We start from the raw sequence: 22,474 nt of genomic DNA, 5'->3' as shown, positions 1-22,474 counted from the left end.
AAAATGTATATCGTTGGCAGAAGAAATTATTTAGACCAGTTATCAAAAACTTCATTGATGACTTTATTCTCGATAAAAATCATCTGCTACCACAGAGAATCTTTAAATAATAGTGCGTAAGTCCTAATATCTTTACTTGTAGTTTCAATGAACATATTTAGTGTAAATCTACACTTTTACACCATTATCACCAAACCGCTCACACTTTCTTGTGACCATTGATATTTTTTATCGGTTGTATTTTTTTAATTCCTAATTTTGATCTAATATAACACTATTATTACGTGTAATTTAAGTAATTTAGTCAACTTTATTGTGGGGGACAACGTGAGCACTTTTTTTGCAAAATCACTCGCTGTCAAATTAAAACAAAATAAGCAGTCACTTAAATTGGGCATGCTTGCTTTACTGCTCTTGTCCTCTGCCCCACTCATGGCTGACAGCCAGAACAAAGCGGTGTGGTATCGCTATTATGATCAACATGGCGTTGCAAATATTAGTAGTAATGTGACACCTAATCATATTCGTCATGGCTATGAAGCATTAGACCGTAACATGCAAGTGATTCAGCGCGCACGTCCATACAACACTGAAATGGATATTAAAAAAGCCCCACAACGTGCTGCTCAAGCGTATCAAATGGAATCTGATCAGCGTTTAAAAAAAGCCTATACCAATAGTCAAACCGCAATCACTAAACGTAATAACGCTTTAGCGCATATTAAAAAGCAAATTATTTTCCAACAAGAACAACTCAAACAGTTGCAAAATGACCGTATTACTTTTAAACGTCAAGAAATGGAGTATTTACGCAAGGTCAAACCTGTGCCTGCACAACTAAAAACCAATTTGGACAATAACTTAAAAAACATCGAGCTTAAAAAAGATATGATTCAATCTTTACAAACAAGCTATCGAAATACACAAGCAGAATACGACAGAATTATTACTCGCTTAAAAGCACTTGAATAGTTGATTTGAATTACCTTGTCATTTTGGCAATCAATAAGGACAAATATGCATGCACATTGCACAGCGTATCGCAGTTAGGTTTAATCGGCAGCATTTACCCATTTTTCGTATTGGTGCAATCGGCTTATGTATTTTGCTGAGTGCCTGCCAAAAAACAGAAACTGAAAATAAAACAACAGTATCAGAAAAAATTGAACTCATTCAGCAAGATTTAGTGACACCACAACAAGGCAGCGCAATCAGTAAAACTGCCTTTACAGGCACAGTGCGTGCAGTCAATCAAAGTAGTATTCAAGCACAGGTGACTGCCACAGCAACTTCAGTCTATGTCAAAGTGGGCGATAGCGTACAACGTGGTCAAACCTTGCTACGCTTAAATAATCAGGATAATGCTGCGCGTTTAGCACAAGCTCGCGCCAATTTAGCTGCAACGCAAGCGCAAGCCAACCAAGCCCACAACATGATGCAACGAAAAAAACGTTTGCTCGATCAGGGTTTTATTTCACAAGTGGAATATGAGCAAAGTCAGTTAGATTATCGTGCGCAAATGGAAAATGTACGCGCCCAACAAGCCAATGTCGATATTGCACTAAAAGCCGATCAGGATGGCACGATTACCAGTCCAATTCACGGTGTCATTACCCAACGTCAGGTTGAGCCTGGGCAAACTGTGGCTGCAGGACAAACCTTATTTGAAGTCGTCGATCCGAACCAATTAGAAATTCAAGCCAAATTACCAAGCGACTTACAAGCCGCACTCAAAATTGGTCAAAAAATTGAATATCAACTCCAAGGACAAGCAAACACATTTAATGCACAAATTAGCCGTGTTTCTCCTGTTGCGGATTTAGCCAGTCGTCAAATTGAATTTTTTGCGACCCCGCTTGAGCGTCTTCCCTCTTTAAGTATTGGGGCATTTGTGGATGGTTATATTTTAGCGAACACGACAATTTCAGGGCAAATCATCCCACTCAATACCATTCACGATATCCAAAACAAACCTTATGTTTGGGTGATTCGAGATCAAAAAATTGCCCGCGTGGATATCACAGTTTTAGAACAGCGCTATAGTGACAATACTGCTGTGATTCAAGGCTTACAGAGCAGTGATCTAGTCAGTCGAGTGGTGTTCAACCCCGATCAAATTCAGCAGCAGGTGATCATTCAAAATAACCCTCAATAAATTGAATTTCATCTCAATGCAGTAGTGCAGATGTCCAATAAATAAAAAATCAGGATCGTTGTTATGTGGTTTACCCGAGTTAGCGTCAAGTATCCCGTTTTTACCATCATGATGATGTTTTGTCTAATGGTGCTTGGCTTGGCTTCATGGCAACGTATGGGCGTGGAAGAATTTCCTGACGTCGATTTTCCGTTTGTAGTGGTTTATACCAGTTATCCGGGTGCATCACCTGAAACAGTTGAATCTGAAATCACCAAGAAAATGGAAGATCAGATCAACACCATTTCTGGACTCAAACAACTGGTTTCACAATCCAGTGAAGGGCTATCTACTATTATTGCCGAGTTTAATTTAGATGTTCCTTCGGCAGTGGCGGCACAAGATGTACGCGATAAAATTTCGTCTGTCAGTGCAGGCTTTCGAGATGAAATTCAAGACCCAGTGGTGGAGCGCTACGACCCAACTGCCAATGCAGTCATGTCGATTGTGTTTGAATCCTCACAAATGTCTTTGCGTGATTTAAGTTCCTATTTAGATCAACAAGTTGTACCGCAACTGCGCACTGTGTCTGGTGTCGGAACTGTTAATTTATTGGGTGATGCACAGCGACAAATTCGGATTGAGGTAGATCCACAAAAGTTAATGAGTTTTGGCTTAGGTGTAGATCAGGTCATCAACACGCTCAAAGCTGAAAATATTGAAGTACCTGGCGGCACACTCAAACAAGCCAATAGTGAATTGGTGGTCGAAATCCAATCCAAAGTCATTCACCCTCTGGCTTTTGGCGATTTAATTATTGCCAATAAAAATGGTGCGCCAATCTTTTTAAAACAAGTTGCCACAATTCAAGACAGTCAAGCAGAGCTGGAAACCAGTGCATTTTTAAATGGGCAAACTGCAGTTGCTGTCGATATCTTGCGTAGTTCAGACTCTAATGTCATTGAAGTGGTAGATAACACTTATAAAACCTTAGAACGTATTCAAACCCAACTGCCTGCTGGCATGACTGCAAAAGTCGTGGTGGATTCTTCTAAAGGGATTCGTGGCAGTATCCGTGATGTAGCGCGCACCATTATTGAGGGTGCGATTCTGGCAGTCCTGATTGTACTGTTGTTTCTTGGTTCATTCCGTTCTACCGCCATTACAGGATTGACCCTGCCAATCGCCCTACTCGGCACACTCACCTTTATTTGGGCATTTGGCTTTACCATCAACATGATGACCTTACTGGCGCTCTCGCTCAGTATTGGCTTATTGATTGATGATGCAATTGTGGTACGTGAAAATATCGTGCGTCATGCAGATATGGGCAAAGACCATGTCACGGCTGCGTTGGATGGTACTAAAGAAATTGGCTTAGCAGTTTTAGCAACCACCTTAACCATTGTGGCGGTATTTTTACCTGTGGCATTTATGGGCGGCATTATCGGACGCTTTTTTTATCAATTTGGTGTCACCGTCAGTACTGCCGTACTGATTTCCATGTTTGTCAGTTTTACGCTGGATCCAATGCTTTCTGCACACTGGGCAGAAAAAGCAAATCCGAATAAAAAACCTGGACGGGTAAAACGCTTCTTAAACTGGATTTCTAACAAACTCGACAATTTAAGCCATCATTATGAAAAACTTTTAAAATTGGCACTACGATTTCGCGTTATCACCTTATTGATTGCCGTGGGTTCATTATTTGCTGCACTCGGATTATCCAAACTGATTGGCACAGAGTTTGTACCTGTACCTGACAAAGGTGAAATTCGGATTAAATTTGAAACACCTGTGGATGCATCGCTTGAATATTCACAAGCAAAATTAAAACAAGTAGATCAAATCATTCGTCAACACCCAGAAGTACGCGCGACTTACGGGGCCATTAACAGCGTGACAGATCGCGGGAAAAATCATGTTAATTTACGTGTAACTGTCAGCCCGCGTAATGAACGTCAACAAACGCTAACCGAACTCAATAACGAATTTCGCCAGCGTCTACAAAGTGTTGCGGGCATCACCATCACCTCTGTCGCCTCTGCCGATGAAACGGTTTCTGGTGGGCAAAAACCTGTGATGGTGTCTATTAAAGGCCCTGATTTAGCAGAATTACAAAAAATCTCTGACCGCTTTATGACCGAAATTGCTCAGGTGAATGGTATTGTCGATTTAGAAAGCTCGCTAAAAGCTCCTAAACCTACATTAGGTGTTCATATTAACCGTGTCCTTGCCAGCGATTTAGGGCTATCGGTAAATCAAATTGCCAATATTATCCGCCCACTGATTGCGGGGGATGATGTCACCACTTGGCAAGATGAACGTGGCGAAACCTACGATGTCAATGTTCGCCTTACAGAAAACCATCGTAGCTTGCCGAGCGATGTGCAAAATATGTATTTAACTTCACAAAAAACCGATGCCAATGGACAAAATATTTTAGTGCCTCTAGCAAGTGTGGCGAAGTTTGAAGAAAGTTTAGGTGCAGCGCAAATCAACCGCCGTGATTTGGCCCGTGAAGTTTTGGTCGTAGCTAACACTGCTGGACGTCCTGCAGGTGACATTGGTGCCGACATTCAAAAAATTCAGGATAACTTTAAATTACCCGCAGGTTATAGCTTCGACACTCAAGGCGCCAATGCTGACATGGCTGAATCTGCAGGTTATGCACTGACTGCAATTACCCTGTCTATTGTGTTTATTTATATTGTTTTAGGTTCGCAATTCAACAGTTTCATTCACCCCGCAGCAATTATGGCTTCCCTACCTTTATCGTTGATTGGAGTATTCTTGGCACTGTTTATTTTTAACTCGACCATGAACCTGTTTTCTATTATCGGTATTATTATGCTGATGGGATTGGTCACCAAAAATGCGATTTTACTAATTGATTTTATTAAAAAAGCCATGGATCAGGGCGATTCACGTTATGATGCAATTATAGCTGCAGGGAAAACCCGTTTACGCCCTATTTTAATGACCACCAGTGCAATGGTGATGGGGATGGTGCCACTCGCACTTGGCTTGGGTGAAGGCGGCGAACAAAGTGCGCCTATGGCACACGCAGTCATTGGCGGTGTAATTACATCCACCCTACTCACCTTGGTGGTCGTACCTGTCATTTTCACTTATTTAGACGATTTTAAGAATTTTATGTTACGCCAAACACGTAAACTCATTTCTTAAAATCTCACGTAAAATCACACAATCGCTCGGGCTAAATTTTAACGCAAGTTTAGCCCGATTTTTATTGTATAATCTGGCTTTGAAAAAACTCCATTTAACGCTTCACTTTTTAGGACAGTTTCCATGCGCGCGAGTCGCTTTTTATTTGCTACGTTAAGAGAAACCCCAAACGATGCCGAGGTGATTTCTCACCAGCTGATGTTACGTGCGGGTATGATTCGTAAATTGGCTTCAGGTTTATATACTTGGCTGCCAATGGGTGTGCGTGTGCTAAATAAAGTTGAAGCCATTGTTCGTGAAGAAATGAATCGCGCAGGTGCTTTAGAAACTTTTATGCCTGTCACTCAGCCTGCCTCACTTTGGGAAGAATCAGGGCGTTATGTGCAATACGGTCCTGAATTACTACGCTTTAAAGATCGCCACGACAATCCTTTTGTACTTGGCCCAACACATGAAGAAGTCATTACCGATTTGGCGCGTAATGAATTAAAAAGCTATAAGCAATTACCAATCAACTTCTATCAAATTCAAACCAAATTCCGTGACGAAATTCGCCCACGTTTTGGGGTAATGCGTTCACGCGAATTTATTATGAAAGATGCTTATTCTTTCCATACCGATCAAGCTTCTTTACAAGAAACCTATGATGTAATGTACGACACCTACTGCCGTATTTTCTCGCGCTTAGGTTTAGACTTCCGCCCAGTACAAGCAGATACAGGTTCTATTGGTGGTTCTGGTTCACATGAATTCCACGTTCTGGCTTCAAGCGGTGAAGATGATATCGCCTTCTCTACCGAATCTGATTATGCAGCCAATATTGAAATGGCTGAAGCTATTTTGGTGGGTGAACGTGCTGCTGCAACCCAAGAACTCAACATTGTGGATACACCAAACCAAAAAACCATTGCTGAAGTTTCTGCATTTTTAGGCACAAATAGTAACCAATCAGTCAAAGCGCTCTTAGTTCAAGGTGTTGCAGATGAAACAGGTCAAGTGCCTGTGATTGCATTATTCCTGCGCGGTGACCATGAACTCAACGAAATTAAAGCAGAAAAGCATCCACAGATTGCTGCACCACTTACTTTTGCAACCGATGCACAAATTGCAGCTTTAGGTTTAACTGCTGGCTTTGTTGGTCCACAAGGTTTGGTTGAAAAAGGCATAACAGTGATTGTAGACCGTGCTGCATCGATATTGTCTGACTTCGTTGCAGGTGCAAACCAAGTTGATCAACACGCAACAGGTGTGAACTGGGAACGCGATGCACAATATACTGAAGTTTACGATTTACGTAACGTCGTTGAGGGCGATCCATCTCCAGATGGCAAAGGAACTCTACAAATTAAACGCGGTATTGAAGTCGGTCATATCTTCCAGCTTGGTACTAAATACTCAGAAGCGTTGGGCTGCAAAGTATTAGGTGAAGATGGCAAACCGTTTACTGTTACCATGGGATGCTATGGGATTGGAGTAACACGTGTCGTTGCCTCTGCCATTGAACAAAATTTTGATGATAAAGGGATTATTTGGCCTGCAGCCATCGCACCATTTGAAATTGCGATTGTACCAATGAACGCACATAAATCACCTCGCACATTAGAAGCAGCAGAAGCACTTTATGCTGAACTTCAAGCTGCGGGTTATGATGTATTACTGGATGATCGTAATGAACGTCCTGGGGTGAAATTCTCTGACCTTGAGCTTACAGGTATTCCGCACCGTATTGTGATTGGTGAGAAAGGTTTAGATGCAGGTACTTTTGAATATAAAGGTCGTCGTGATGCTGAATCTAGCAACCTAACGAAAGAAGAATTACTCATCAAAATTGCCAAATAAGATTGAACACTGAGTATAAAAAATCCCGCACAAGTTGCGGGATTTTTTTCATTTGGGATTAGCAGAATTTCATACCACCATAACAGTTAGGGGTAACATTTTGGTTTTGTAAAACCTGATTATTAAGTGTTAATCTGGCTGGTTGACCCATGTAATATCCTGTGTAACTACCAACATCGATATTCATTTTACGCTCGATTGGTGTACCAGCCAATGAACCTAATGCTTCTAACAAACTTACATCTACATTATGCTTATCTTGCATTAACTCAGAAGTTAATGCTTTTGCGACCTGTGGTAGTACTGCAGAAACATCTACCAAATCCGCAGTTGCCAAATAACCTAATTGCACTGGTTCCTTAAACGACATCCACCAACCTTGTTGTGCAATATCTTTTTCATCTGCACCCATCCACTGCACTGGCTTGCTTTGTAAAGATAAATATCCACCTGTTCCTGTCAGAGGAATATTGTGAATCATATTTAGGGCTTGGACAAAAGTAATATCCATATTCAAATTTTCTAGTGTAGAACCCTTACTCATTTTAAAGAATGAGTGATCACCAACAGAACCAAACAATAAAGGAGGAAATGTGACATATAACTGGTCTTTTGAAAAGTCAGGTGTTCCATTTACATCACCAGCATATGTCCCAGACTCTGTTGCCGCTAGCGGAATAGAAGCTAATGTTGAACGGATACCCGTAACTATAGCGGACTCCATACGCTGACCAGTCACTACTGTTTCAGGCATCGTAAAATCAGCTCGCATCGATGGAACAGTAATCCCAGTATGTCCTTCTGCGCCAGGTTTACTTGTATAGACACGATCCTGCCCCAACGCAGTCAGTATCCCACTAATTTTTTGGTCAGAGGCATTACCAAATTTAGCTTCTTTAGTAAATGAATGCCCTTGCGTTTGTGCCATTTTCATATAACCACTGAAACTTTTAATCCCGTCATTTGGGTTTTGCACGTTATCTGTACCCAAAGTCAGTAGACCTAAAATTTCTTCTGCACCTAAGCGAAAACCAACCACTTCACGTGTTGACGCACTATTTCCACTAATCGCAAATTCAATAAATGGATTGGTAATTTGTGCACTGGTACCCGCACGTTCACCATTAAACTTTGGGTTACCTGTTGAATCATAGGATTCATTCAAACCACTTAACGAAATATTAGAAATATCAATATCACATCCCGCTTTACCACCAATCGCGTTATTTACACCGCCACAACCTAATTGTAGCGTTTTAATGTTGGCATTAAGCTCCATGAGTGCATCAACACTTAGTTTATAAAAATTTAACCCTTGCGATTGATCTGTCGCAGTCATCAGGTTCAAAAGTGCCTGACCTTGTACATGAGATAACTGATCATCATTTAAAGCCTGCATCGCTTGAGCAGAATTGAATGAAAAAGCTGTACTTAAAATAGATGCAACTAAAATTGTTTTTTTCATTTTATTTCTATCCTTTAGCGTGGCGTAATGCCCAATGTGCTGCGCATGGTTCCACCTGTAAGTGCGACAGATGCGATTTTCTGCATATTGCCATTGGTAGACATTGCAAAGTTTGTTTTAAAGGGTTGAGCAATATCATTTTTATAATTAAATTTCACTTGATTGTCTAAAGTGACCGTATCTGCACTGACGACGACTTTTCCTTTGACACCTAAATGACCTTCCATACGATTCAAGTTAATAGAAGACGTTTGAACAGTTTCATTATTCACTTGATCTTCATTAATCAAACTAAAATAACTACCTAAATTCTTCGGATCAGCCTGTTCTGTGCTATCTAGACTTCTAAACTTAAAGTTCGCATCAAAAGACAAAAAGTTTGAGTTCGGATTAGTATCGGTTGGATCCATTCCAGGAATTACCAACAATTCACCATTGCCATCTAATTTAAAAGCAATTGTGGTCAACACATCATCTTTCTTAGAGAAATTATCGTAAGGTACAAAACCACCGCATTTAGTTGATCCTGTGACGCAGTTGTATTTCGAACCTGGTAATTGTCCAATCGCTAACTCTGCTTTTGCTGCAACTAATAAATGATCTGCACGAATATAAATCCCTTCATCTTCATAACCAATCACACCGTCGGACTGAATTAATGCATCAATATTTCTTAAACCAGCATAATAGTTGACAGCTTCACCAGCATGCAGGCTGTCTTGCCCGTCAATTAAGATAATAGAAGTGGTACTTGGTAAGCCTGTTTTTGAATCAATGCCATAACCTTCGGTAGAAACAATAGCGTTATAACCAATTCCAGTTTTGTTCGTTCCATCATAAGGTGACAGATATTGTTTACCCGACAAGGCCACATTGGCATTTAAATTATAAATTGGAATCCCAATACCCCAAGAACCACCATCTCCTGTCAATTCATTTAAAGAGTTGTCAGAAATAATTCTAGCTTTGGCTGCAATAGACTGAAAGTCCATACCACGAACAGCGATCAGTGAGAACTGGTCACCTTCAAGCTTACTCGATAGCAACTGGTTTAAAATAGGACTGGTTGCACCAATGGTATTTTTAATATTTTCATTGACTAAAAAATTGAGGTTTTTCGCTTGTACGGTATTAATATAAATATCGCCAAAATCAATATAAGCATTTTTATTGTGCAAAGCACCTTGTGCATCACGTGTGGTTAGCGGTCTTAAATTCGAAAACTCAACCGCATAACTGCCTTTTCCTGTGTGCCCAATTTCTAAGGTTGTTGGTAATTGCCCTGCAGCCAAGCCTACCGTATTTTGATTGGTAAAATCAGCAGATAAGCCCAAATGCAAACCACCTTGCCCCACCACAGTATCGTAGCCTGTAACTGCGGTATTTTTAGTTTCAATTACACCATTGACCTTATTCGAAACGTCAAAATTGGCAACATTTTTTTGATGCCCATTAAAAAACAATTTCGCATTGCTTACCGCACCTGATGCACCAAAGCGAATTAAATTTTTATCATCATAACGCAAGTCAATATTGACCCCAGGGTTAGTTGCATTTTGTCGGCTACTAGCAACATCACTCAGGTCTTTCACTCGTCCAAGATTCACAAAATGGTCGGTGGTGCCATTTTTAGTGGTAAAGACCAATCCCTCATCGGCATCAATGTACATATAGCCGTCAGTCGCAAAATTAAAGTTAAAATCATGCATAGATAATTCATGCTTACCTAAACCATGACTAATTTTGGCATTCTGTAACTGGAAGTTTAAATGTGCCGTTTCATTTTGATTGAATAAACCTGCTTTGGTTTCTAATAAAACTTTTAAAGGTGATTTAGTTTCTAAGCCGAACTGACCCAAGCTTTGTGTTTCTTTAGTACAACTATTTCCGACACAGTTTTTTTTGACCAAGTTTAAATCTGCAGTCGATTGAAAAGCATCAATACTCGCATCGATACGCACACCTGCGCCAACATCAGTTTTCCCCACATCTAAAGCAAGCTTACTGATAATAGGCTGGTTATTCTGTCCTTTAATTTCTACATTATGTAAGCCTAAACCCTGTTGAGTTCCAGCCACTAAATCAGGATCATACCAATTGACTTGATTAATCGTGGCTTTAGACATTTCATGGGTGATTACAATACCATCTTGCCCACTTACATCAGACAAATGCTGGTCTGCAATCAGCTCTAAAGCATACACTTGTTGCGCACAAAGTACGCTCAATGTTAATAAATTCAACTGCATTATTTTTTTCATTGTTATTTCCCTATACTGTACTTAATCCTATATTCAACAACGACTTGCTGCTGAACCTGTACAGTTGTAGCTAAATATTTTCACATTGCCAGACATGTGCATATTGCCGTGAATATTTAAGCCCATAAATCCTTTTTCAGCGCCCTGATCAAACAAAGGTACATCTTGCTGAACTAAGTTATAACTACCATCTTGTTGATAATTTCTTCCTTGAAATTTGGTATATACCTCTGAATTTGCATAACCTTCATTTGCTCCCTGCCCTGTACCTGTTTCGATCGCCATGGTTGCAAAACCCAAATTTCTTATTTTTAATGGCTTATCATCATAAAACTTAAGCTGCATTGCCGTTTGTGGGTCATTTTTATGATTAATAATAGTCGTGCCATCTAAAGAAAATTTATCTATTTGTATGGTGCCCTGAATTTGTTTAAATACCAGCCATTTTTTATTGCCGTTATTATCTTCATGGTTATTGGGTGCAATCGCTAAACGACAAAGCACATTATTGTCAGCACAATTTTTACTATAGCGATAATAAACTTCTGTAGGTTTAGTCCCACCATTAAATTTAGAAATATTGCTGAGTTCTAAATTTTCGGCATATTCATGGTTTAACGATAACGTCCAACTGAGGTCTGCTCCACCTTGACCAGTAGCCTGCGTTAATTCATGATTTTCCAGTGCAATTAAATTGGCATGGGTCAAAGGACTACACATCAATGCAATACAAGACAGTTTTTTCAACATGATGATTCTCCTTTTATAGACCTGTTGTTTTAAATTTAAGGTGCTGAATCAGCACACCATCTATTGCAACTGAACCTAGATTCTTAGCAGTACCATCTACACCCTTAAATACAACACCTGTGGCATCCGTATGATCTTTGGCACGCAACATATTATTTGGCAAGCGTTCTACAGTACCAATTGCAATACTACTATGCGTCGCATTACGTCCTTGATACATCGCAGCACTGTCATTGACATTGGCTTTTAGCGGTGTGCCACAACTCACCACATTACAGGTAGAACCTGTAAATGCTGTAGAACCTAAATACCCACCCTTTCCATCTTCATAATTTTGATAAATTTTATTGTAAATTTCAGGAACATTCGGAATACGTGTTACTTCTAGCACAATATTATTGCCCTCAGAACCAACCACAAAAGGCTGATACATATTCCCTAAAACTAAATTTATATTCGGACTGTATAAATACAAACCCTCTGTATCATGAAAAACTGGTGCCAATGAACCATCTATTGCTGGTGTGACCGCCGTTCCATCCAAAGTATCTGATTTCGCTGCTGTACTAATGCGGATCCCTTTACTGTCTAAGTTTGAATCTGTGAAACTTAAATTCGCAGGATTATCATTGGTATTTAAACGCAATAAACTTGCCATACCCAATGTTTGATGATGATTTGGATTATCAGAGTCTAAAGTCTGAAATAGTCGCGTTTGAGAACCATTTAGGCTTAAACCATTGGCAACAAACTGAGTACGTAAACGGTGCTCTTTATCTAAACCAGATTTTGGCGCCCCAGTGCTTGGATCCACCTCTGCACTTGAGTTCAACTGACGTGAAAAAATATCAGTCCAAAAGCCCAGTTTAATATTATTATCACTTTCAGTTGGCGTAGTAGTTGCGAGTGGTGCCTCTAGTGCTAAATAACCAACATCTTTTTCTACATTTTTAAATTGTTTAACTTTTTCTGTGCCTGCACGGAATAACCATGGGTTATCTGCTGAACCCCAGTTAAAGCCTTGATTGCTATAACGACTGCTTAATGAGTTATCACTTTTAGATAAGGCTAAACCATAAATAAAGACATCTGCTTTGGTTCTTAATGATTGCACAGGAGAACCCGATGCAGCAATTGCCGCTGCCTGTTCAGCCGATTGTATAATTTGAGCATAAACTTCTGCCACAGCAGACTTGGCTGTATCTTCTGCAAGTTGACTCGCATTATATTTAGCCCGAATATCAGCCGATGCTGTTTCTTTGATTATTTCAGCCTGTATTAATGTGTCTACTTGTGAGCCAACTTGGTCTGCTCGAGTAAAGTTGCCAAGCCCTTTATAAAAATCAGAATTCAATAAATCATTATTAGCTTCTGCCGACCGTCTTCCATATAAAAGATCAAGCATTTCATAAGTGTTTGTAATAGCATATTCTTTTGCTTTCTTTTCATACTCTAAAACGCCAGTTGGATCCTCGCTAACTGGTCGTGTGGTATATGCAGTAGTTCCATCTTTTTTTAAACTCTTTCCAATCCCCCAAGTCCCATCCCTATAGTCTGCAAGACGTTGATTGTAATAATACTTGAGTGTCTCATTATTAAAAAAACCTTCACGAACATCAAATGTAAATGTTTCTGTTTTCGCTTCAACATCTTTTTCAATATTTTTAGTATATTCTTGATACAGAGTTGAATATTGACTTGTATAGGTTTGTTCATAAGTTGAACGGTAAGTTTCGTTATATTTATGTGCTGCCTTACCTTCTAAAACACTTTGATTATAAGTATTGTTATAAACCGTATGGTATGCACTTTCTGCCAACTGCGCATAATTCTCCCCCGTCGGGATAATACGAATAAAGCCCGTATCATATTGACTTGGGTTTTCTAGCCCACGTGTATAGCTCGACCCTGTTGATAGGTCATTCGGTTGCTGAAACACCATTTTGAAATCATCAAGGACTAAAGCAACCCCTTCGCCTGTGGTATTTGACAAAGAGTCATCGGAGAGTGCTTGTAAAGCATAACTCGGGTTCGTCAAAAATAAGCCTATCGCAGTGGCTAAGCAACGCTTACGAAAAGGGAAAGTAATTGCGTGTTCAGTCATCTCGACCTTCCTTTTATCTGATGCTCCGCATCTTTCTTTTATTTATCTATAGCTTGGCTATTTATTTGAGTGTTTTTATCCTTAAAAACGTGATTATGCCAAAGCATTCTCATATTTAATTATGCTGAATATTTATGCAAATGCAAAACAAACTGGCTAAACAGCACAGCTTTCCGATGAATGAAAAAAAGCGAGCACATTGGCTCGCTTGTTCAACAGAAAAATTGTGATGGGTTAATCACTTATGCTTTAGGCAAGGTCACGCCTGTCTGCCCTTGATATTTACCACCACGGTCTTTGTACGAGGTTTCACAAACTTCATCTGATTCAAAGAACAACATTTGTGCCACACCTTCGCCTGCATAAATACGTGCAGGTAAGTTCGTGGTATTGGAAAACTCTAAAGTTACATGACCTTCCCACTCAGGCTCAAGTGGCGTGACATTCACAATAATACCGCAACGCGCATAGGTCGATTTACCTAAACACACGGTTAATACATTGCGTGGAATACGGAAATATTCAACCGTACGTGCTAAAGCAAACGAGTTTGGCGGAATGATGCACACATCTGATTCAATATCGATAAAACTTTTTTCATCAAAGTTTTTTGGATCGACAATTGCGGAGTGAACATTGGTAAAAACTTTAAATTCACGTGCACAACGTACATCATAACCGTAGCTTGAAACTCCATAAGAGATGAGTTTTTCGCCATTTTCATCAAAGCGAACTTGGTTTTCTGCATACGGTTCAATCATGCCGTGTTTTTCGCTCATTTCGCGAATCCAACGATCAGACTTAATTGCCATTTATTTTCTATCCAAAATATGAATGTTTAACTGTGCTGTACTTTAACTGAAATCTAAGTTAATGAAAACCAGCCGTTTCCCTCACATCGCTTTTTTAAGTGCAATGATTAGGGGCTGTTGACAATTCGTCTATGTTTGCGACAACGCATATTTTTTAGCTGATATAAGGCATGGGACAGGAAATTTAGTCATTCTAAATGACTGGCACATAACGCAATAGCAGCAAAAAATATGCTTGTCCCCTTGCGCAGCAAACAAAGTAATGCTTTGTTCTCGCTCATGTGGCTAAAACTTTCTCAGATTGCGTTATGAAACTTGGCAATAGACCCACTATTCCCTGCGTTTCATGCCTGATCTGCTCAGTTTTAGCCTACAGCGCAAGCCATTTATGAAATGTCAACAGACCCTATTTCCAGTAGATACAACTTTTAGATACAACGTTGGCTTTATAGACTCAACAAAGCCGAATAACTTAAAGGAATTGAAAAGCTCAGCAACACAATAGAAGCTGTTTTTTGTAGATTGCACTGATTGAGCCAGCTAATTTTATTTTTAGCGAGCACCGAACCAATAAATGTCCAGAAAAAAGCAATCGGCACGATTAAACATAAAAATGCCAACATGTGTGCCACATAATAGTCTGCTTTTACCCATGCAATCGTTGGGAAAATTGCAGAGGCGAACAACAATGCTTTAGGATTCAGTAAAGTCGCTAAAAATAGCTCACTCGCACGGATCGTAGGTTGATTAAAGCTTTGCTCGACTTTAGCCGTGCGCCATAATTTAATCGCCAAGAAAATAATATAGCTTGCACTGAATAATTTTAGAATGGTGGGCAACAACGGGAGATGAGTAAACACCGTACCAATTAAGGCGCCCCAAAGTGTAATAGAAATCAAATAACCCAATGCTTCTGCTGGAATTAATCGGAAAGATTTGCGGATACCAACCTGAATACCTGATGATGCAAGCAAGGTATTGGTTGGCCCTGGTGTCAATAAAATTGTGATCACCAAACCGATAAAAAACCATGAAATCATGCATTGACCTCACTACTGAATGAGCGCAGATTAAAATAGTTCATTGCAATTGGCAAAAAGTATTTTGTAAGACAAATTCTTGATCAGTTTAACATTTTAAATTTATTATTTTATTCAATCACTTATATAAAAAATATTTTTTAATTAAATGGTAACTTATAAGTCATTTTATCTTAACATTTTTAAGGTATTTAGAGATTAAACACCATTAAATCAGATGCTTGTGTATTTTTTAATCAAAAAAAATAGCTCACCGAAGTGAGCCAAATTTTCAAAATATTGTGACTTAGCTTTTAAAGATGAATCAGTCAAAATTTAAAGAATGATAACTTAATGACTGCAACTGCAATCATTCCAAGCTGAGATCCCTCACTAGAAAATACGATTCTGATCTTTTTCAGCTTTAGGCAGTTTTTTTGCAATTTGCTGAGCAATCGCAATGTAACTATCGGCAGCATCATCGCCTGCAATCACTGACGGCGTACCTGCATCGACATTTTCACGAATACTGACATTCAATGGTAAACGCCCAAGTAACGGAATGTCATATTGTTCTGCCAGTTTATCGCCACCACCTTGACCAAAAATTTGTTCTTCGTAGCCGCAGTTTGAGCAGATATGCGTCGACATATTCTCAATTACGCCCATGACAGGGATTTGCACACGATTAAATAGTTCGATGCCTTTGACAGCATCCATTAAGGCAACATTTTGTGGTGTAGTCACAATCACCGCTCCCGTTACAGGAATACGCTGTGCAAGTGTCAATTGAATATCCCCCGTTCCTGGTGGCATATCAATCATCAACACATCTAAATCTGGCCATAAAGTTTGATTAAAGAGCTGCATTAATGCACCTGTGGCTTTTGGTCCACGCCACGCTACAGGTGTATTGTGGTCACCTGTTAAATGTCCGATGGATAACACAGGCATCCCAAAAGCATCCAATGGTACAAATTGCTCAGCTTCAATCATTGGAGTTTTGCCAGCATTGCCGAGCATGGTCGGAATACTTGGACCATAAATATCAGCATCTAATACGCCAACTTTTAAGCCTAGCTTTTGTAATGCCAAAGCCAAATTTACAGTAGTGGTAGATTTTCCAACCCCGCCTTTGCCCGAAGATACCAAAATTACGTTTTGAATACGCGGATGTTTCGGCACATCGCGCTGTTGTGGCGCAGCTTTCTGAATCGGTGGATTATTCGGATCGGCTTCTTGTATTGAACTTTGACCTGCAGCATCGACTACTGGCGGTAAATGAGATGCTACGGTCTGTGTGGTCGATGTTGAGCAGCTTTCACCTTCAGCATGTTGATGCCCACAACTTTCTTTTTTCTGTCCCGTTTTCTGCTGAATCACATGCATATTCAGTTCTTTAATGCCGCATTTTTCTAAAGCATCGGCTAGCTCATCATGAATTTGTTGTAAATGTTGTTTTTCTTCAGGATAAGTATTGATGGTGATTTGCAGGATGTCACCTTGCACATTCACTTGAGAAATACGGTCTTTTAAAGCATGTTCAGATTCAGGCAATACATAACTTTGTAGCACGTGCTGAATAGCTTCCTCATTCACCGTATGCGAAGGTGAAAAAACTGATTTAAGTGAAGAAAGCCAAGACATAGATTTACTCCAAAGTTTGGAAATACCGCGATTTTGATAGTGTAACGATAATTCAGTATAAGGTTAAGTCGTGCTTTCACTGAAATACTTAATTCTGAGTATATCAGTTGGTTTTCAACATGGTTTATCTTCAAATGCAGACCAACTCCTTGTTTAGATATTGTATTTAGCCTTCTAGGCGGATTTGAAAAGAATTCATCGAATCCCTTGTGCATCTATGTGCTATCTAAGGTAAAATTGCCCGAATTGCATCGTCCCTATTTGAGAGAGTTATATCCGTGCGTCAAATTTTAGTCACTAACGCCCTACCATACGCCAATGGTCCGATCCATATGGGTCACTTACTCGGTTATATCCAGGCAGATATCTGGGTTCGCGCCATGCGTGCAATGGGACATGACGTGACTTATGTCTGTGCGGATGATGCGCATGGTACAGCAATCATGCTGCGTGCCGAAGCCAACGGGATTAGCCCTGAACAGCAAATTGCCAATGTGCAACAAGAACACATTCGCGATTTTGACGGTTTTGGCGTGCATTTTGATCATTATGATTCAACGCATAGCGACACCAACCGCGCACGTGCCAGCGAAATTTATGTCAAAAACCGTGATGCAGGCAATATTGCTGTTCGTCCCGTCACGCAATTATTTGACCCTGAAAAAGGCATGTTCTTATCAGATCGTTTTATTAAAGGCACTTGCCCAAAATGTAAAGCGGAAGATCAATATGGCGATTCTTGCGAAGTTTGCGGCACAACCTATAATGCGACTGAGCTGATTAATCCAAAATCGACTTTGAGCGGTGCGACGCCTGTAGAAAAATCATCAGATCATTACTTCTTTAAATTGCCTAATTTTGGTGAATACTTACAAAAATGGACACGCGATGAAGGTCGTTTGCCAGTTTCGATCGCCAACAAATTAGATGAATGGTTTGAAAATGGCTTGAATGACTGGGATATTTCACGTGATGCACCATATTTTGGTTTTGAAATTCCAGACGCACCAAATAAATATTTTTATGTATGGGTTGATGCACCAATTGGTTATATGTCGAGTTTTGAAAACTACGTAAAAACCAAACGCCCTGACCTAAATTTTGACGATTATTGGAAAAAAGATTCAGACAAAGAAGTCTATCACTTCATTGGTAAAGACATCGTATATTTCCACGCTTTATTCTGGCCTGCAATGTTAGATGGTGCGGGTTATCGCACGCCTACAGGTTTATTTGTAAATGGTTTCTTGACTGTAAATGGTCAAAAAATGTCGAAATCTCGCGGCACATTTATTAAAGCAGAAACGTATTTACAGCATTTAAATCCTGAATATTTACGCTATTACTTTGCATCAAAACTGTCTGATAAAGTTGAAGACTCTGACTTAAATCTGGATGATTTTGTGCAGAAAGTAAACTCTGATCTTGTAGGTAAAGTGGTGAATATTGCCAGTCGTTGTGCCAAATTCATCAACACTAAATTTGATAACAAATTAAGTGCAAACTGCGCTGAACCTGAGTTAGTACAAAGCTTTATTGCTGCAGGTGACTCGATTGCCAAAGCATACGAAGAGCGTGAATTCTCTGCGGCAATTCGTGAAATTATGGCGCTTGCTGACCGCGCCAACCAATATATTGATGAGAAAAAGCCTTGGGCTTTAGCCAAAATTGAAGGCGAAGAACAGCAAGTTCATGACGTATGTTCTGTAGGGATTAACCTATTCCGTCAATTGGCGATTTATCTTGCGCCTGTACTGCCAACCTTGGCTGAACAAGTTCAAGCCTTCTTACAGTTAGATAGCTTTAACTTTGAATCACGTAAAACTGTTTTAGTCGGTCATGAAATTGCGTTGTTCCAACCACTCATGCAACGTGTTGATCCGAAAGCGGTAGCTGCAATGGTAGATGCATCTAAAGATTCTTTAGCCGCACCTGCTGAAGCACCAAAAACGGAAAAGAAAAAAGAAAAAGCCAAAGAGAAAAAAGCAGAACCTAAAGTCGGTGAAGCGGAAATTATCACCATTGATGACTTTGTCAAAATTGATTTACGTGTTGCAGAAGTTCTTGAAGTGGCTACGGTTGAAGGTTCTGACAAGCTCCTTCAATTGACTTTAAATGTTGGTGAAGCCGAGCCACGCAACGTGTTTAGCGGTATTCGTGAATTTTATCAACCAGAAGATTTAAAAGGCAAATTGGTGGTGATGGTGGCTAACCTTGCACCTCGTAAAATGCGTTTTGGTATTTCTAATGGGATGGTACTCGCTGCGGGTAATGGTGACGGCGTTTGGGTGATTTCACCTGAATCTGGCGCTAAACCGGGGGATAAAGTGTCTTAAGATTTAAAATCTAAGATAAAAAGCCTCTACTGTTGTGGAGGCTTTTTTATCAGTATTACATTTTAATCAATAATAGACGTAACAACGCGAATACGACCATCTTCAATAAAGTTATAAAAACTTTTTAATCTACGTGTATGTGCCATTAATATTTTACATCGTTCAAAGTCAGAATCAGCAAATTTATTAAGCCACTTCTCGTCTATACAATACAACTTAGCTTTTAATAACTTATAGCTTTTTTGGCAATCGCTATCCAAAGAAAATTCATTTATAGCTTTAGCAGTTGCAAAACTATTAAGATCTAATTCTTTGATTCTATTAGATAGTTCATTATAAATTGCATCAATAATCGATTTTTCCTGTTTATATTTCTCAATCGCTTCATAGGTAGTATTTGCAATATCACTATCCATTCTCATCTTCATATAACCTGGGGAAGCATAATGGATAGCGTCTAAACTAGAATTAGATTGCTGCGGTATTATATTTTTAAGTTTATTATAAAAATGCATAGCACTGAACCCATCTTGCCAAGGCATTCCCCCAGAAGTACCTAATTGTTTTTTCGCAACAAAAATGAAATCATAGATTTGAGTTATTTTTCTATAGACTTCTTTAAGATCATCAAATTTCCAATTATTTTCAAAGACCAAGGAGGAAATATTTTTATCTTCCCTATATTCTTCAATGTTTAAGCAAGCATCTTCTTCAGGTAAATATTCTTGCGGTATATCTACTAGATCAACTAATTGATATTTTGAAGCCTTCTCGCCTTCATCAATAAAAAATACAAAATTACTAGTTTTTTCTTGGATACATTCAATTAAAGGAATTTCACCTAAAACTAATCTCAATCTATCTTCTTCTTTTATTCTAAATAACATCCACCGATTATAATCTTCATCACAATCACACCAATACTTTAAATATTTTTCACCATTTTTTGTAGAAAACTCAGACAACAAAGGACCTTCAAAATAAATTAGATCTCTTTTCCACAATAAATTTTGTAATGGAAGCTTTTGTAAATACGATCCGTTTAAATCAATCATTTCATACACCACTCAGGTCAAGTAATATTTGAAATTCAGGACTTAAATCAGTACCTTTAAATTCAAATAGATCATAATGTCCCTGCTTATTTGGTTTAGTTAGAAGACCGTGTTTTGGTTGAATTTTTCCTTTTGCTAAATGTGAACCAAGTGTCTTATCGATATTTTTTATCATTTTTTTTAAATACTTATATTTTTCAATTGCTTTCCCTTCACTTTCAAACATAGAGAGTCCTAATAATGAACAACGTTCTGTATCATTACTAGATTTACTAATTCTTTGCGGACTTTTTTTACCTTGTGGAACAAAACTTTTTGTACAAATAGGATTATATACAAATCTATATGCATCTATGTCCTTTTGTACACAATTTGAAGGAGGACAATCTGATAAATTACATAAGTCAGATTCATATTTCATTTTCATATAAGCCTACATTTGGTAACGTTATTTTTCTCTGTGATATAAAAAGTGTTAAAAATCCAGTGCAGTATAAACCAATAACCCATTAAATGTGATAATAGAAAATAAGAATTTGAATATTAATTCCACACCATTTCTCATCCTATTTGCGCGATAAGGATTTCGTCCGTTCGTTAGAGACACACAGCCGTGCCCTCTAACGAACAGAGGGTTTTGTTACTTTTGTTCCTTCAAAAGCAAGGAAAAAAATGAACCTAAAAATTTAAAATCTATACTTATCTATGCTAAAAATATTCATCACTTTAACTTTAATAAGAACCTCATGAAAAACTTAAAACCCCTCCTAATCGCACTCACAATTGGTACAGCAACCCTTACTACCCAAGCCGCTGAACCAACCACCATCCAAGCTCCAAAACAGGTTGCAGGCTATTACCACCACCAAATGGGTAATACCCAAATCACCGCCCTGCTTGATGGCACAAACTACCTCAACCCATCCATGTTTAAAGGCTTAAGCGACAGCGAAAAAAGCGACATCCTAAAAAAATATGCTGCTAAAAATGACAAAGGCATACAAACCTCAGTCAATGCCTTCCTCGTTAATACAGGAAAATCTCTAGTATTAGTGGATAGCGGTGCAGCTAGTTGTTTTGGTGCTCATTTAGGTTCAGTTTAACCAACCTAAAAGCATCAGGCTATCAACCTGAACAAGTCGATACCATTCTACTCACACATCTACATCCCGATCATGTCTGTGGAATCAGTAAAGATGGCGTTGCCAATTTCCCTAATGCGACAGTCTATGTATCTGATGATGAAGCAAAATATTGGTTAGATCCGAAACAAGCAACAAAACTACCGAAAGAAAAACAAGCCAATTACTCAGGTACGGTTGAGAAAATTAAACAAGCGATTGCGCCTTACCAATCCAAACAACGCTTTAAAACCTATAAACTCGGAGATGACATTCAGGGCTTTAAAGTCATTAATACGGCAGGACATACACCGGGACATTTTAGTTATGCACTAAAAACCAAAGGTGAAAACGTGGTCTTTATTGGAGATATCGTACATTCACATACTGTGCAATTTGATAAACCTGAAACGGCAATTGAATACGACATAGACCCGAAAAAAGCGGTTCAAACACGTTTAAAACAATTTGCAAATTTTGCTAAAAATGGACAAACCATTGCCGCTCCACATTTACCGTTCCCAGGGATCGGTCATATTTATTCTCAGGATGGTAAGAGCTATCAATGGATGCCTATTCATTTTAAAGATTAATGATTCCATAAAACCTTCTCCCTTTAGGCATAGGTATCTACACATCTTTAGGTACCTAGTGCAATGGTTGCGATTTCATTCAGTTCATCTATTGAATATTCTGAGAGCAGTTGAAGAGTATTTAGTAAAATCGAGAGTCCTGCCAATAT

The 22,474-nt window shown here is 39.1% G+C and carries 14 protein-coding genes and 2 pseudogenes; 7 read left to right on the top strand and 9 right to left on the bottom strand.

Annotated elements, in window-relative coordinates; translation table 11 throughout:
- From AC07E5_RS06760 to AC07E5_RS06740, 5 genes and pseudogenes are all read left to right on the top strand, one after another.
- Nucleotides 1-110, top strand: a pseudogene (locus AC07E5_RS06760) (IS701 family transposase); the annotation flags it as partial.
- Between the two features lie 217 nt (nt 111-327).
- Nucleotides 328-972 carry a hypothetical protein gene (locus AC07E5_RS06755; protein WP_154320463.1) on the top strand — a complete coding sequence of 215 codons (645 nt, stop codon included), beginning with the start codon at nt 328-330 and terminating at the stop codon, nt 970-972.
- A gap of 49 nt (nt 973-1,021) precedes the next feature.
- A complete protein-coding gene (locus tag AC07E5_RS06750) occupies nt 1,022-2,155 on the top strand; it encodes an efflux RND transporter periplasmic adaptor subunit (protein ID WP_180112424.1) in 1,134 nt (377 codons plus the stop codon).
- A gap of 63 nt (nt 2,156-2,218) precedes the next feature.
- Nucleotides 2,219-5,323 carry an efflux RND transporter permease subunit gene (locus tag AC07E5_RS06745; RefSeq protein ID WP_498625080.1) on the top strand — a complete coding sequence of 1,035 codons (3,105 nt, stop codon included), beginning with the start codon at nt 2,219-2,221 and terminating at the stop codon, nt 5,321-5,323.
- Nucleotides 5,324-5,446: 123 nt separating this feature from the next.
- The gene (locus AC07E5_RS06740; RefSeq protein WP_180187135.1) at nt 5,447-7,162 is read left to right on the top strand and encodes a proline--tRNA ligase; all 1,716 of its coding nucleotides are present in this window, start codon (nt 5,447-5,449) and stop codon (nt 7,160-7,162) included.
- A 58-nt stretch (nt 7,163-7,220) separates the two neighbouring features.
- Here AC07E5_RS06740 and AC07E5_RS06735 read toward each other — a convergent pair whose 3' ends face one another.
- From AC07E5_RS06735 to apbC, 7 genes are all read right to left on the bottom strand, one after another.
- Complete coding sequence (locus tag AC07E5_RS06735) at nt 7,221-8,627, bottom strand: hypothetical protein (RefSeq protein ID WP_317097798.1); 1,407 nt, start codon at nt 8,625-8,627, stop codon at nt 7,221-7,223.
- Nucleotides 8,628-8,641: 14 nt separating this feature from the next.
- A complete protein-coding gene (locus AC07E5_RS06730; protein ID WP_180062434.1) occupies nt 8,642-10,888 on the bottom strand; it encodes a DUF6160 family protein in 2,247 nt (748 codons plus the stop codon).
- Between the two features lie 33 nt (nt 10,889-10,921).
- Complete coding sequence (locus AC07E5_RS06725; protein WP_004975509.1) at nt 10,922-11,638, bottom strand: hypothetical protein; 717 nt, start codon at nt 11,636-11,638, stop codon at nt 10,922-10,924.
- Nucleotides 11,639-11,651: 13 nt separating this feature from the next.
- The gene (locus AC07E5_RS06720; protein ID WP_498625078.1) at nt 11,652-13,742 is read right to left on the bottom strand and encodes a hypothetical protein; all 2,091 of its coding nucleotides are present in this window, start codon (nt 13,740-13,742) and stop codon (nt 11,652-11,654) included.
- A gap of 242 nt (nt 13,743-13,984) precedes the next feature.
- Nucleotides 13,985-14,554, bottom strand: a complete 570-nt coding sequence (dcd, locus tag AC07E5_RS06715) for a dCTP deaminase (RefSeq protein ID WP_004975507.1) — start codon at nt 14,552-14,554, stop codon at nt 13,985-13,987.
- A 446-nt stretch (nt 14,555-15,000) separates the two neighbouring features.
- Nucleotides 15,001-15,594 (bottom strand): LysE family translocator, encoded by a 594-nt coding sequence (locus tag AC07E5_RS06710; protein ID WP_253132072.1) that lies wholly within the window; start codon nt 15,592-15,594, stop codon nt 15,001-15,003.
- Between the two features lie 372 nt (nt 15,595-15,966).
- Complete coding sequence (gene apbC, locus AC07E5_RS06705; RefSeq protein ID WP_253132070.1) at nt 15,967-17,220, bottom strand: iron-sulfur cluster carrier protein ApbC; 1,254 nt, start codon at nt 17,218-17,220, stop codon at nt 15,967-15,969.
- A gap of 278 nt (nt 17,221-17,498) precedes the next feature.
- Here apbC and metG point away from each other — a divergent pair, with 278 nt between their 5' ends.
- Nucleotides 17,499-19,556 carry a methionine--tRNA ligase gene (metG, locus tag AC07E5_RS06700; RefSeq protein ID WP_253132068.1) on the top strand — a complete coding sequence of 686 codons (2,058 nt, stop codon included), beginning with the start codon at nt 17,499-17,501 and terminating at the stop codon, nt 19,554-19,556.
- 62 nt (nt 19,557-19,618) lie between these two features.
- Here metG and AC07E5_RS06695 read toward each other — a convergent pair whose 3' ends face one another.
- Both AC07E5_RS06695 and AC07E5_RS06690 read right to left on the bottom strand, forming a co-directional pair.
- Nucleotides 19,619-20,611: a hypothetical protein gene (locus tag AC07E5_RS06695; protein WP_253132066.1), complete on the bottom strand. Its 993-nt coding sequence runs from the start codon at nt 20,609-20,611 to the stop codon at nt 19,619-19,621.
- Nucleotide 20,612: 1 nt separating this feature from the next.
- Entirely contained in the window at nt 20,613-21,032 is a 420-nt protein-coding gene (locus AC07E5_RS06690) for a hypothetical protein (protein WP_168384270.1), read from the bottom strand.
- Nucleotides 21,033-21,357: 325 nt separating this feature from the next.
- Between AC07E5_RS06690 and AC07E5_RS06685 the strand changes: the two are divergent.
- Nucleotides 21,358-22,325: pseudogene (locus tag AC07E5_RS06685) on the top strand (MBL fold metallo-hydrolase).
- The last annotated feature ends 149 nt before the right edge of the window (nt 22,326-22,474 follow it).

The sequence above is a fragment of the Acinetobacter seohaensis genome, from assembly GCF_056431365.1.
Note: the sequence above shows the minus strand (reverse complement) of the source record. Positions and strands in the feature narration are given on the sequence as shown.

Coding starts and splice junctions, on each gene's coding strand:
- AC07E5_RS06695 (WP_253132066.1), bottom strand. CDS start 20,611: ATGATTGATTTAAACGGATCGTATTTACAAAAGCTTCCATTACAAAAT.
- AC07E5_RS06730 (WP_180062434.1), bottom strand. CDS start 10,888: ATGAAAAAAATAATGCAGTTGAATTTATTAACATTGAGCGTACTTTGT.
- AC07E5_RS06710 (WP_253132072.1), bottom strand. CDS start 15,594: ATGATTTCATGGTTTTTTATCGGTTTGGTGATCACAATTTTATTGACA.
- AC07E5_RS06740 (WP_180187135.1), top strand. CDS start 5,447: ATGCGCGCGAGTCGCTTTTTATTTGCTACGTTAAGAGAAACCCCAAAC.
- AC07E5_RS06745 (WP_498625080.1), top strand. CDS start 2,219: ATGTGGTTTACCCGAGTTAGCGTCAAGTATCCCGTTTTTACCATCATG.
- AC07E5_RS06735 (WP_317097798.1), bottom strand. CDS start 8,627: ATGAAAAAAACAATTTTAGTTGCATCTATTTTAAGTACAGCTTTTTCA.
- dcd (WP_004975507.1), bottom strand. CDS start 14,554: ATGGCAATTAAGTCTGATCGTTGGATTCGCGAAATGAGCGAAAAACAC.
- AC07E5_RS06720 (WP_498625078.1), bottom strand. CDS start 13,742: ATGACTGAACACGCAATTACTTTCCCTTTTCGTAAGCGTTGCTTAGCC.
- apbC (WP_253132070.1), bottom strand. CDS start 17,220: ATGTCTTGGCTTTCTTCACTTAAATCAGTTTTTTCACCTTCGCATACG.
- AC07E5_RS06725 (WP_004975509.1), bottom strand. CDS start 11,638: ATGTTGAAAAAACTGTCTTGTATTGCATTGATGTGTAGTCCTTTGACC.
- AC07E5_RS06750 (WP_180112424.1), top strand. CDS start 1,022: ATGCACATTGCACAGCGTATCGCAGTTAGGTTTAATCGGCAGCATTTA.
- AC07E5_RS06690 (WP_168384270.1), bottom strand. CDS start 21,032: ATGAAATATGAATCTGACTTATGTAATTTATCAGATTGTCCTCCTTCA.